Source organism: Trichlorobacter sp. (assembly GCF_030247655.1).
GTDB lineage: Bacteria > Desulfobacterota > Desulfuromonadia > Geobacterales > Pseudopelobacteraceae > Trichlorobacter.
On sequence record NZ_JAOTRZ010000087.1, the window covers coordinates 1 to 11,724 of the forward strand.

Sequence of the window (11,724 nt, forward strand, 5' to 3'; positions counted from 1 at the left end):
ATGGCCCTATCAACCGAGCCCAGGGTTGAATCAGGTGCCTCAGGCACCGTAAAGATCCGGTAGAGACTTTCCAGGTTGGCGCGGGCCTTAGTGGGCATTACAGATCTCCCCCCAGTACAGTATTGTCAATCAGCCGGGTAGATCCGATCTTGACGGCCAGGGCAAACAGGGTATCACCTGCGGCTGTTTCAGCAGGCTGCAGGGTTGTACTGTTTCGCAGTTCCAGATAATCGATTGAGGTTTCCGGCACCGCAGTAATGATCATGCGAGCCTCACCAAGCAGCCGGTCAACCGACGTTTCCCCGTTTGCAAACAGATCCCGTACCTTCTGGATTGCTCGGAACAGACAGAGCGCCTGCTGGCGCTGTATCGCTGTCAGGTAGCTATTGCGGGAAGACATGGCCAGGCCGTCAGGCTCCCGCACAATCGGCATACCGATAATCTCCACCGCTAGATTCAAATCCTGCGTCATCTGACGGATGATCGCCAGCTGCTGAAAATCCTTGTTACCGAACAGGGCACAATCCGGCTGGACAATGCCGAACAGCTTGGTCACCACCACCGCCACACCGTTAAAATGGCCGGGGCGGCTGGCACCGCAGAGCGGCTTGGTCAATGGGCCAAGGGCAACCGTGGTCTGAAAACCAGGCGGGTACATACCTGCAGCTGTGGGAGCAAAGATCAGATCCACACCACAAGCCTCAGCCAGGGCACAGTCCCCCTCCAGATTGCGGGGGTAACTGTCAAGGTCTTCGTTGACACCAAACTGGGTTGGATTAACGAAGATTGACAGCACCAGAACATCGCCCCGTGTACGACCTTCCCGCAGCAGGGAGGCATGACCTTGATGCAGAAAACCCATGGTGGGTACAAAGACGACCCGCTTGCCCTGCCGCTTTAGCCCCAAAACCGTCTGTTGCATCTCCTGCACATTTTGGATTAGTTTCACGAGAACGAATGCTCCTCAGTCGGAAAGGTTCCATCTTTCACTTCTGACACATACTGTCGTGCCGCCTCAGTAATCAACGGGGCAAGATCGGCATACCGTTTGACAAACTTGGGGGAGTATTTCTCGCACAGCCCCAGGATATCGTGGATTACCAGCACCTGACCATCACAGGCCGGACCTGCGCCGATACCGATGGTGGGGATATCCAGCATATCAGTAATTCGCGCCGCCAATTTAGCCGGAATCCCCTCCAGTACCACGGCAAAGGCACCGGCCTCCTGCACAGCATGGGCATCCTCCAGAATCCGTTCGGCCTGGTCTTTACGCCCCTGTACCTTGTAGCCCCCCATGCGATGCACCGACTGGGGAGTCAGCCCCACATGCCCCATAACCGGAATATCCATCTCGGTGATGGCCCGGATGATCGGGGCCATATTGCTGCCCCCCTCAATCTTGACCGCCTCAGCCCCACCTTCCTGCAGCATCCTGCCACAGTTTTTCAGGGCTTCGATCTCACCGCTCTGACAGGCCATAAACGGCATGTCAGCAATCACCAGTGCCTTGGGCTTGGCCCGTACCACCGCCTTGACGTGATACAGCATCTCATCCATGGTCACCGGCAGGGTATTTTCATGACCGCTGAACACCACCCCGGCAGAATCTCCCACCAGAATGGCATCCACCCCGCCAGCATCCACCAGACGGGCGGTCGGGTAATCATAGGCAGTCAGGACTGTCACTTTACGGCCTTCCTGCTTCATCAACAGTATATCAGGTATGGTGATCTTCTTACGCATGCCACGACTCCAAAATAGAACAGGCACACCAAGGGACGGTGTGCCTGTTACCACAAACCAGATGCATCAGGTGCAACGGCAGGTTCCATGTTCCGTCCGTCCCGGTTTGTGCTGAACAACAAATCCGGGCGGTATGTCTTCGCAGGTTCTGCAGCTATTGATCAGCCCCCATGTGGGTGGCTGTCATAAAGAGTTGCTACATTAGCATATTCAAAAAAATGAATGCCACTATTTTTTGCTCTGCTAAAAGCCGAACATCCCCCGCATCCCATCCATCATACCGCCTTTTTTCTTGTCCGAAGGTTTTTGTTCCTGCTCTTCACTATCGTCAGTTGCAGGACGTTTTTTTGATGACCTGCCCCCCCGATCTTCAGCCTCCATCAGCGGCGATGAGCCGGTTGACTTGAGCCGCACCTTGACCGACCACTGTGGATTCCAGGCTTGCTTGGGGTCTTTCGGCTTTGGCGGGTAGACAATGTTCAGTTCCTCTCCATAGGCCACAAACTGCAGCATGGCCCCCTCTGCGTCCTTGAATACCCCGGCAGGGATGATACAGCTGGTACGACTGACCGGCATGGCGACCTTTTCTTTGATGAAACGCTGCACATCATGGGGCGTCAGGTAATCCATCAAGCCGAAGCCGATCTCTGGAACCTCACTTGATGACCAGAAAATGGTCTCGCCGGTCTTCTGGTTGTGCCCCATGGCCGTGGCAAAATAGCCGATGGCGGTAGGTACCTGCTGCCATGTGAACGGCCAGGCACCAGCAGTGGTCTTGCTGATGGCACTGAAACTGACCGGCGCCATGAAGTCACGTTGCTGATCCAGGCTGAAACGGATGTTTTCAGGCAGATAGCTGCCTTTTAGTTGATGCTCACCCACCAGCGAGGCATCCTTGGGCACATCTTTTCTGTCTTCGCTGTTGGGCCAGTCACCGTAGGTCCAGCCCTTGTGGGGTGACGGCGGAATCTGGCGGGTACCACTACGCCCGCTCAACGCCTTGCCAAAATCCATGGCAGACATCTTTGCAGTATCAATCACCCGTGGCTGCCCTTTGGCAACCGTCTCACCACAGCCCCAATAGATAAGCATCCGGGCCTTTGGCTTTTCATACTTTTCAGGCCGCCCTCCCCGCTGGTCAGGCTGGTATTCAGCCTTCTCCTGCCTGGGGGTAATCAACGGCAGGCTATCCCCCATCTTCTGGGCTGAAGGAATCAGATGTTCTGCCTTGGGCTCGGCAACCTCTTTGGGGCCTTCCACCTGCAGTTGCAGGGTCCGGCGGGGACCAAAAGCCGCTCCACGGCCACCAAACATCGATGCCATGCCGGACATTTCTTCCGACATGCCGGGGATGGACTGGTTTGTGGTTGCCACACTGATCCAGTAATGCGGATAGGCGGGACGGGGTTTTTCAGCTGCCAGTGCCATTGTGGCACTCAGCGAGACCAGACCAGCACTCACCAATATCTTGCTCAGCATCCTCATACCATGACCTCCCCTGTAGTTAGTAAAGCATGCCGCCATGCTTACAATTTCGGGCTATAGCGGATCACCGTGGCTTTTTCCAGAGTAATCATACCACCGCCCATCATGGCGTCAATCTGCGGCATAACAGTCGCAATTTTTTCCTGGCTGTCTACTACCTCAATAACCATCGGCAGATCGGTTGACAGATCCAGCAGCTTCTGGGTGTGATAGACCCGGTTGGCTCCGAAGCCGCAGACCCCGCGCAGAACCGTGGCACCGGCACAGCCTTCCTTACGCAGCAGTTCAACCAGGGCTTCGTACAAAGGGCGAGAGCCATGACGGTCGCCCTCGCCGATAAAGATCCGCATCAATTGCTGCTCACCTATCAGTTTTGACATGGTTTTTCTCTCCTGTCTTATGTCAGTGAACGGACGGTTACAATTCCCAGCCAGGTACAGACCAGGCAAACCGCCACACTGGCCAGTACATTGGCAAAAGCCGTCACAAACTGACCATCCTCCAACAGCTTGAAGGTCTCATAGCTGAAGGTCGAAAAGGTGGTCAATCCCCCCATGAACCCAACGGTTAAGCCGACCCTCAGGCTATCTGAAAGCATGGTGCTACGCAGACCAAGCTCCATGATCAGGCCGATGAAGTAGGCGCCGATGATATTGACCACCAGCGTACCGCAGGGAAAGGCCCGCCCCAACAGACTATAGACCCAGTTGGAAAGGTAGTAGCGGGTTAGACCTCCTCCGGCACAAAACAGGGCGATGGTTGCAGCTGTTTTCATCGTATAAGCACTCCTTGGGTAACTATAGCAGTCTTTCAGAGCATGTCATTAGTTTGTACAAGCTCACGCCTCCCAGACTCCGCCTGACACCTTTAAAAAGGCATCCAGCAGGGCGGTGCAATGGCTGTTGCGCCGCTTCAGCAGGGTTAGTGATCGACTTAGCAACAACGGGGTTGCCACCTCAACCAGCCGGCCATATTCCAGTTCCCGGTCAACCGCAATCCGCGAGAGACAACTCACCCCCAGCCCACTGGCAACACCGTTTTTGATCGCCTCGGTATGACCGAACTCCAGCGCAATCATATAGCCGACTCCGGCCCTATCCATGGAGTATTCAAAGATCTCGCGGGTACCGGAGCCCTTTTCACGCATGATCCAGGGGGCTGTAGCCAATTGTTCCGGCGTCACACTCTTTTCTTTGGCCCACGGGTGTTCAGCCCCGGCCACCACCACCAGTTCATCATCCCGCCAATGCAGGGCAACCAGGTCGCGGTTATGACAAGGCCCCTCAACAAAGGCGATATCCAGCTGCCCTGTTGCCAGCAGATCAGCCATCTGTTGGGTATTGCCAACGGTCAACTGCACCCTGGTGTGCGGATACTGCCGGGCAAAGGCCCCCAACAACGACGGTAGCAGATAGTTGGCAATGGTGGTACTGCCTCCCACCAGAAGCTCACCCACCAGCTCTCCGTTATCTCCCTGCAACTGCTGCTCTAGCTGCTTTACGGCCAAAAGGATCTCACGGGCATCCTTCAGCAGCAGCCGTCCGGCATCATTCAGCAGCAGCCGCCTGCCGGAGCGCTCAAACAGCGGAACAGTACTCAGCTGCTCAAGCTGGGATAAAGCCATGCTTACCGCAGACTGGGTCAGCAGCAACGCCTCTCCTGCCCTGGTAACACTGCCGGTGGAGGCGATCTTTTCAAAAATTTCCAGCTGTCTCAGTGACAACGACATACATAAATCCAATTGATGTTTTTAATAATTATTATTCATTTTTATTTATAATTATTTCTGGCTAAAGTAGCAACCATCAATCAGACACAAGGAGCTTCAGATGCACAACACCAACGGATTAAAACTACTGTTCTGGCTCCTGTTACTGGCCTGCTGCCTGCCAATGATCAGCGCACCGATGGCACTGACGGCAGGACTTGCCTTCGGGCTGATGATCGGCAATCCCTGGAAGAACGCCACCTCCACCTGGAGCAGACGGTTGCTGCAGAGTTCGGTGGTGGGGCTTGGGTTCGGTATCAACCTGCCGGTGATTCTGAAAACCGGCAAGGACGCCTTTCTCTACACCGCCATCAGCATCAGCTTTACCATGCTGGCAGGCTGGTTGCTGGGCAGGCTGTTCAAAACCCCGCAGCGCACCTCAGCCCTGATCTCATTTGGCACCGCCATCTGCGGCGGCAGCGCCATTGCTGCCATGGCGCCGGTGATCAAGGCGGAAGGTGAAGAGACCGGGGTGGCCCTGGCAACAATCTTCACCCTCAACTCCCTGGCCCTGATCCTGTTTCCGCCTCTGGGACACCTGCTGGGGATGGGGCAAGAGCAGTTCGGGCTCTGGTCAGCCCTGGCGATCCACGACACCAGCAGCGTGGTGGGGGCAGCAGCAGCCTACGGCGGGTTGGCCCTGGCAATCGGCACCACCGTTAAACTAACCAGGGCGTTGTGGATCATGCCGTCTGCCCTGCTGGCTGCCTGGTTTACCAAATCAGAGGGCAAGACCACGTTTCCACTCTTTATCATCGGCTTTATTGCTGCAGCAGCCATCAAGACAGCCCTGCCACAGTTTGAGCAGATTTGGCATCCGCTCAACAGCATAGCCAAACAGAGTCTGGTGGTGACGCTGCTCCTGATCGGTAGCGGCCTGACCAGGGAGGTGCTGGCCAAGACCGGCATCAAACCGCTGGCCCAGGGGATTACGCTCTGGATCATTGTCTCCGTAACCAGCGCCGCAGCGATCCTGCTGGGCTGGGTCAGCTAACCTTAAATACAAAAGGCTCCCGTCGTGTCGGACGGGAGCCTTTACTACATCTGCCTTGATCCGAGACCCAGGTTACAATTGGCAGGTGGTGCTCTTCATCGACTCCAGCTCCTTAACCACCTCTGACGACTGGGCCCGACGGGCCTCCATATTGTCAAACATCTGATGCACCATGGCACTGACAGACTCCACTGTGCGCCTGATTCTGCGGCCATCCTCAACCTGACTGGAGGTGGACTGAACCATTTCGTGGGCCATTTCCTTGACCGTCTCAATTGCCCGGGCAATACTGCGGGTGGCCTTGGCCTGATCCTTGGAACCGTTAAAGATCTGGGAGGTCATGCTGCTGATATCTTCCATGGAGCGGGCAACCATCTGCACACTCAGTGACTGCTCTTCAGTGGCCTGCTTAATCTCAGAGGTCATCTCCATTGAGCAGACCGAGCGATCATAGATCGCCTGCAGGGTCTCCCCCATGACGTGCCCCAGCTCCACCCCCCGCACAACCAGCCCCTTGGTGGCGGTAATATTGTCGGCAGCATGGCGCGACTCAAACATAATCTCATCAATGATACCGGTAATCTCACCGGTGGAATGGCCGGTCTGCAGCGAGAGGTTGCGGATCTCGTCAGCCACTACGCCAAAGCTCTTGCCGTATTCACCAGCCTGGGCCGCAATGATCGAGGCGTTCAAAGCCAGCAGGTTGGTCCGTTTGGTGATATCGTTGATGACATTGACGATATTCTCAATCCGGGTACTTTTCTCAGCCAGACGGGTAATACCGGCGTAGGACTCCTCAACTGAATGCTGAATCTCTGCCAGTGAACCGATGGTCTCGTTCACCGCCGTACGCCCCTCTTCGGTCTGGGCCTGTACCTGGCTGGACACCTCGTGGGAAATGGCAGCGCTCCGCTCAACACTGGTAATATTGCGGGTAATCTGTTCCATGGCTGCTGCAGACTGGTGCACGATCCCGGCCAGGGTATCCAGATTGCGGGAGACCTCCTCAATAGCCACCGAGATCTCGTTAACCGCCGTACTGGTCTCATCCACCGAGGCGGTGGAACCTTCCGCAGCAGAGGCGATCACCGCCGCACCATCCACCACCGACTCTATGCTGGCCTTCAACTCTTCAACGTTCCGTGAGTACTGATCACGGTGAGACAACAGGAACGAGAATGAACTTTCAAGTTCAGTGGTCAGGGTATCAATGGATGTCAACAGGTTGATGCGGGTAATGGAATTGGCCACCTGATCGGCAAACAGCATGATCGTATCAAGATCAGACTCGTTCAGTGCCCGGCGGGAGCGTTTGTTGTCAATGGCAAAGGCCCCTAGGGCCTCACCCTTAACCACCATGGGGCAGATGATGAAGTTCTTGGAGCGCAGCACCTCAATCCGGTCATGGGGTGGCTGCAGATGATAACTTTCGTCATAGCGGGTGATATCATCAATCAGGTATGGCTTGCGTTCATTGATACTGCGGTAGATCACGCCGATTGATGGATCCAGTGGGAGTTCCAGCCCTTCTAAGTCGCGGACCAGACTGCCGCTGGCGGTTACAAAGCGCAGGCTGCGACCATTTTTAGTGGTCATCAGGATATTAACCCGCTCATATCCCAACACATCGTGCAGGCCTTCAGCACACAGCAGCAATACCTCCTCTAGATTCAACGAGGTCTGTATTTTGCTGCTGATCTGATGAAAGTTTTTGACGTTGCTGTCCAGTACCTTGAAGCGGTTTTCAAAAATCTCTTTCTGGGAGGCCACTTCCTGATGCAGTTCATCCAGTTCATGGGCGCGCTGTTGCAGTTCATCACCGGTTCGACCGATCAGAAAACCGACCGTACCCAGCACAAACGATGTCCCTACCCCCATATACAGATAGAGCATGCGGTGTTCCGCATCCTTAACAATATCCCCTATCAGTTGTTCAAAGACCGTTTGTCCGGGATCATTAAACATCACCAGCCTTAGCAACAACCAGCCCAGCGGCGCTCCAACCCCCAGAAGAAAGCCGAATACTGAGTACATCTTGCAATGACTACAACGTTTTATAGAACAACTGCTCATGGCCCCCCCGAACAATCAGATCCCAGACGAGATTTTTTCTTCAATATTGGTAAATATCTCATCCATGACCTTCTCTGCGTCAGCCATGTTATAGGAGATGATGTTACGCAGATGGGTATAGGAATCCAGATCAATCTTTTCAAAATGAAAGCCGATACCATCATCAGTGATCCTGCAGACCCGCCCTTGAAAGGCAACTGCGACTTCAGGGTCAGTCCCTTCCAGGGTGATCACCAGATCGGCAGCCTCCCCTTCCGGTAGCCGCTCTGCTGTTTCCAGAAACAACCCGTTCATGGAGAGGTTACTGAGCTTACCTTGAAAGCTACGACCGCCAACCGTGGCGGTTGCCGTGACATGGAACGGAACACGGGAGAATTTTCTGGTACTCATGGCGTTCACCTCGTTCATAGGCAACAAAGTCGAATAAACTGCCGCAAAAGAACACAAGAAGCACAAAAAAACAACCTGCTGTCACGACCTGAGCCAAAACAACCAAGAATGGGTTACTCTCTCAACATGCCGGTTTTCTTTTGTCTCTTTGCGCTCCCTTGCGGCTGAAAGCAGTTTTGGGGGTTAGGCCTTGCCTGCTGAACCCAACACCGTTTCGTTCTTATGCTTAATCAGCTTGACCAGCTCGTTACGTGCCGCCCCCAGATACTTGCGGGGATCAAACTCTTTGGGGTCTTTGCCAAAGTACTCCCGCACCTTGGCGGTGACAGCCAGACGGCCGTCGGAGTCGATATTGATCTTGCAGACAGCACTGGCTGCAGCCTGACGCAGTTGTTCTTCCGGCACGCCAACAGCACCTTCCATCTTGCCGCCATACTGGTTGATCAGCTCAACGTACTCCTGCACCACTGAAGAGGCCCCGTGCAGCACGATCGGGAAGCCGGGCAGACGATTTTCACACTCAGCCAGGATATCAAAACGGAGCGGGGGCACCGGCTGACCAGCCTTGAACTTGTAAGCACCATGGCTGGTGCCGATGGAGATGGCCAGGGAATCAACACCGGTCTTCTTGACAAAATCCTCCACCTCTTCCGGCTTGGTGTAGGTGGAATGCTCGGCAGAAACTTCATCTTCAATCCCGGCAAGCACACCCAGTTCGCCCTCAACGGTAACATCAAACTGGTGGGCGTACTCCACCACCTTCTTGCAGAGTGCGACGTTCTCTTCATAGGGCAGATGTGACCCATCAATCATGACGGATGAAAAGCCGCTATCGACGCAAGATTTGCACAGCTCAAAGGAATCGCCATGGTCAAGGTGCAGGCAGATTGGAATATTTGAACCTATTTCCCGGGCCATCTGTACCGCCCCCATGGCCATATAGCGCAGCATGGTTTCATTGGCGTAACTGCGGGCTCCTTTGGAAACCTGGATAATCACAGGAGAGTTCGTTTCAGCGCACGCCACCACAATTGCCTGAAGCTGTTCAAGGTTATTGAAATTGTAGGCCGGGATGGCATATTTACCAGCCATTGCCTTGGCAAACATCTCCTTGGTGTTGACCAGACCAAGCTCACTGTAATGCACCTGTTTCTTCTCCATGGTTTCCTCCTGGCGGATGTGTGATATGAAAGGTTTGTAACCTTGCAAATACAAGGGAAAGAGTGTTTATATGTACCACTGAACCCCCTGCATGGCAAGGGTGATCCCAGAAAAAACCACCGGAGTATCTGATCGCAATGTCCCGCACTGTTCCGTTTGATCCATCACTGTTTGAAACCCACTGTATTATCGATGCCCGCACGCCGCTGGAATTTGCCGAAGACCATCTGCCCGGCGCCATCAATGTACCTATCCTGACCGACGCAGAGCGGGTTGAAATCGGCACCCTCTACAAACAACAAGGGCCGCAGCCAGCCCGTATCCGTGGCCTGCAACTGACCTGCCACCGCTTTCCTGCTATTGTTGCCACCATTGCTGAAGCAGCCCAGGGACGACCAGCTCTGGTCTACTGCTGGCGGGGCGGCCTGCGTAGCGAATCCATCGCCATGCTGCTGGAGATGACCGGCTACCCTGTCGTCAAGCTGGCTGGCGGCTACAAGTCATTCCGCACGGTCGTCAGCTCCTTCTTTGAATCGGTCAGCCTGCCGGTACAACTGGTGGTACTGCACGGCATGACCGGATCCGGCAAGACCGAATTCCTGCAGCAGCTTCCATCTGAACGCTACACAACCATTGATCTGGAAGGCCTGGCCAGACACCGGGGGTCAGCCTTTGGCTCACTGGGGCTGGGAGAGCAGCCGCCCCAGAAACGTTTTGAGACCCTGCTCTGGGATGCCTTCCGCAAGGCTCCCGCTGATCGCCCGATTGTGGTGGAGGGGGAAAGCAAGCGGATCGGTCGGATAAACCTGCCGGGAGATCTGTACGAGGTCATGGCAGCCAGCACCAAGGTCTGGTGCACAGTCTCAGTGGCCACCAGGGTCAAGCGCCTGTCTGCAGAATATGCCCGGGAAGAATACCGCCAACCGATGGCAGAGGCGCTGGAACGGATCAAAAAGAAGCTGGGGGGAGAGCAGTACACAGAGCTGCAGCGCAAACTTGCCGCCTGGGATATTCCTGGCATAGCCCAAGACCTGATTGAGCAGTATTATGACAAGCTCTATTACCGGGTTAGAAAATGGGAGCCGGAAGGAACCATCAATCTGGAAGACTACCATCAGGCAGCAGAGGAACTGGCAGCACTATGTCGTATCTGACAACAGCACTGTTCAGAAGGGCAACAAAGGCGTCTATACCACTACAATGCCTGCACGGGACCGTTATTCTGCTGGTCTCCAGCCTGTTCCTTTTTTCCTCCTGCCACCAGGCCCTTGCTGCACCTGTTAAAATCGACGCCTGGGTCAACGTCCCCTACGCCATTCAGTACGGCTTTGGCTCCTACAACGTCGGCGGCATTACAACCAGCACCTATCGGATTCCAATAACGGGCTGTTTTCCCATAGGGCCAGAAGAAGACAATCTCACCCTGAAGTTTACCGGCTACTTCGGGTATACCCACGTTGGCTTTGAAACCTACCTGCTGGGACCAAAACTGGAGATAAATCAGGATTATGTCTTTGCCTTACCGCAGCTGGAACTATTGATCCCTCTGGAGTCAGGGCTGATACTGAAGCCGTACATTTCACTGGGTGGCGGCTACGCCTTTAACGGACAGGCACGCTTTGGAGGGGTGGAGATTGCAGCAAAAGACAGCTACGATCTGCTGTATGCAGCTGGCCTGGGGATACATTATGAACAACGATTTGAGCCATACACACTCTACCTGGGGAGTAAACTTGGCTGGGCCGGGGAAGAAGCCTTTGATGAGAGCAGCGATCAAAATTTCGGAACGTTTCAGACAGGGGTTGAAATAAGAAGGCCACTTGGTATTACACTGGGTGATAAAAAACCGGATCTTGCCGCTTCATTTATTTACTACCGCTTTTTCCCTGCCGCAGCATTCAGCATGCAGACCGAAGCCCCCCTGAAGATAGAGAACCAGTATGAATTTGGACTTACTCTGGGGCTGGCGAAACCCAGCAAGTTGTGGTTTCTCACCGACCCACGCATTGGTGCCAGCCACCGTTTTGGTGATGGACTAACCGGATTCCGATTAAGCCTTGGCTTTCCTTTTTAGCCAGAAATCTAAGGGCTGGGACTGAGCCCAATG

12 protein-coding genes are annotated in these 11,724 nt (G+C 54.6%); 3 read left to right on the top strand and 9 right to left on the bottom strand.

Annotated features, from left to right (window positions below; all coding sequences use genetic code 11):
- Positions 1-97 precede the first annotated feature (97 nt).
- The 6 genes from panC to OEL57_RS09210 form a co-directional block, all read right to left on the bottom strand.
- On the bottom strand, positions 98-949 hold the full coding sequence (panC, locus tag OEL57_RS09185) for a pantoate--beta-alanine ligase (protein ID WP_300739865.1): 852 nt from the start codon (positions 947-949) through the stop codon (positions 98-100).
- Entirely contained in the window at positions 946-1,746 is an 801-nt protein-coding gene (gene panB, locus OEL57_RS09190; RefSeq protein WP_300739867.1) for a 3-methyl-2-oxobutanoate hydroxymethyltransferase, read from the bottom strand. Before panB ends, panC begins: the two co-directional genes overlap by 4 nt.
- Positions 1,747-1,989: 243 nt before the next feature.
- Positions 1,990-3,231: a hypothetical protein gene (locus tag OEL57_RS09195; protein WP_300739869.1), complete on the bottom strand. Its 1,242-nt coding sequence runs from the start codon at positions 3,229-3,231 to the stop codon at positions 1,990-1,992.
- Between the two features lie 41 nt (positions 3,232-3,272).
- On the bottom strand, positions 3,273-3,611 hold the full coding sequence (locus OEL57_RS09200) for a DUF190 domain-containing protein (protein ID WP_300739871.1): 339 nt from the start codon (positions 3,609-3,611) through the stop codon (positions 3,273-3,275).
- 17 nt (positions 3,612-3,628) lie between these two features.
- The gene (crcB, locus tag OEL57_RS09205; protein WP_300739873.1) at positions 3,629-4,006 is read right to left on the bottom strand and encodes a fluoride efflux transporter CrcB; all 378 of its coding nucleotides are present in this window, start codon (positions 4,004-4,006) and stop codon (positions 3,629-3,631) included.
- Positions 4,007-4,069: 63 nt separating this feature from the next.
- Entirely contained in the window at positions 4,070-4,960 is an 891-nt protein-coding gene (locus OEL57_RS09210; protein WP_300739875.1) for a LysR substrate-binding domain-containing protein, read from the bottom strand.
- A gap of 100 nt (positions 4,961-5,060) precedes the next feature.
- Between OEL57_RS09210 and OEL57_RS09215 the strand changes: the two genes are divergently transcribed.
- A complete protein-coding gene (locus OEL57_RS09215) occupies positions 5,061-5,993 on the top strand; it encodes a YeiH family protein (protein WP_300739877.1) in 933 nt (310 codons plus the stop codon).
- Positions 5,994-6,065: 72 nt separating this feature from the next.
- Here OEL57_RS09215 and OEL57_RS09220 read toward each other — a convergent pair whose 3' ends face one another.
- From OEL57_RS09220 to OEL57_RS09230, 3 genes are all read right to left on the bottom strand, one after another.
- Positions 6,066-8,027, bottom strand: a complete 1,962-nt coding sequence (locus OEL57_RS09220) for a methyl-accepting chemotaxis protein (protein WP_300739879.1) — start codon at positions 8,025-8,027, stop codon at positions 6,066-6,068.
- 54 nt (positions 8,028-8,081) lie between these two features.
- The gene (locus tag OEL57_RS09225; protein WP_300739881.1) at positions 8,082-8,456 is read right to left on the bottom strand and encodes a PilZ domain-containing protein; all 375 of its coding nucleotides are present in this window, start codon (positions 8,454-8,456) and stop codon (positions 8,082-8,084) included.
- A gap of 183 nt (positions 8,457-8,639) precedes the next feature.
- On the bottom strand, positions 8,640-9,617 hold the full coding sequence (locus OEL57_RS09230) for a class II fructose-bisphosphate aldolase (RefSeq protein ID WP_300739883.1): 978 nt from the start codon (positions 9,615-9,617) through the stop codon (positions 8,640-8,642).
- Positions 9,618-9,754: 137 nt separating this feature from the next.
- Here OEL57_RS09230 and mnmH point away from each other — a divergent pair, with 137 nt between their 5' ends.
- Positions 9,755-10,771, top strand: coding sequence for a tRNA 2-selenouridine(34) synthase MnmH (gene mnmH, locus OEL57_RS09235; RefSeq protein WP_300739885.1), 1,017 nt, complete (start codon positions 9,755-9,757; stop codon positions 10,769-10,771).
- Positions 10,759-11,691, top strand: a complete 933-nt coding sequence (locus OEL57_RS09240) for a hypothetical protein (protein ID WP_300739887.1) — start codon at positions 10,759-10,761, stop codon at positions 11,689-11,691. Before mnmH ends, OEL57_RS09240 begins: the two co-directional genes overlap by 13 nt.
- Positions 11,692-11,724 lie beyond the last annotated feature (33 nt).

Bases quoted from the DNA above. Each gene is read 5' to 3' on its own strand.
- panB (WP_300739867.1), bottom strand. From the start codon at position 1,746: ATGCGTAAGAAGATCACCATACCTGATATACTGTTGATGAAGCAGGAA.
- OEL57_RS09195 (WP_300739869.1), bottom strand. From the start codon at position 3,231: ATGAGGATGCTGAGCAAGATATTGGTGAGTGCTGGTCTGGTCTCGCTG.
- OEL57_RS09200 (WP_300739871.1), bottom strand. From the start codon at position 3,611: ATGTCAAAACTGATAGGTGAGCAGCAATTGATGCGGATCTTTATCGGC.
- crcB (WP_300739873.1), bottom strand. From the start codon at position 4,006: ATGAAAACAGCTGCAACCATCGCCCTGTTTTGTGCCGGAGGAGGTCTA.
- OEL57_RS09210 (WP_300739875.1), bottom strand. From the start codon at position 4,960: ATGTCGTTGTCACTGAGACAGCTGGAAATTTTTGAAAAGATCGCCTCC.
- OEL57_RS09215 (WP_300739877.1), top strand. From the start codon at position 5,061: ATGCACAACACCAACGGATTAAAACTACTGTTCTGGCTCCTGTTACTG.
- OEL57_RS09220 (WP_300739879.1), bottom strand. From the start codon at position 8,027: ATGTACTCAGTATTCGGCTTTCTTCTGGGGGTTGGAGCGCCGCTGGGC.
- OEL57_RS09225 (WP_300739881.1), bottom strand. From the start codon at position 8,456: ATGAGTACCAGAAAATTCTCCCGTGTTCCGTTCCATGTCACGGCAACC.
- OEL57_RS09230 (WP_300739883.1), bottom strand. From the start codon at position 9,617: ATGGAGAAGAAACAGGTGCATTACAGTGAGCTTGGTCTGGTCAACACC.
- mnmH (WP_300739885.1), top strand. From the start codon at position 9,755: ATGTCCCGCACTGTTCCGTTTGATCCATCACTGTTTGAAACCCACTGT.
- OEL57_RS09240 (WP_300739887.1), top strand. From the start codon at position 10,759: ATGTCGTATCTGACAACAGCACTGTTCAGAAGGGCAACAAAGGCGTCT.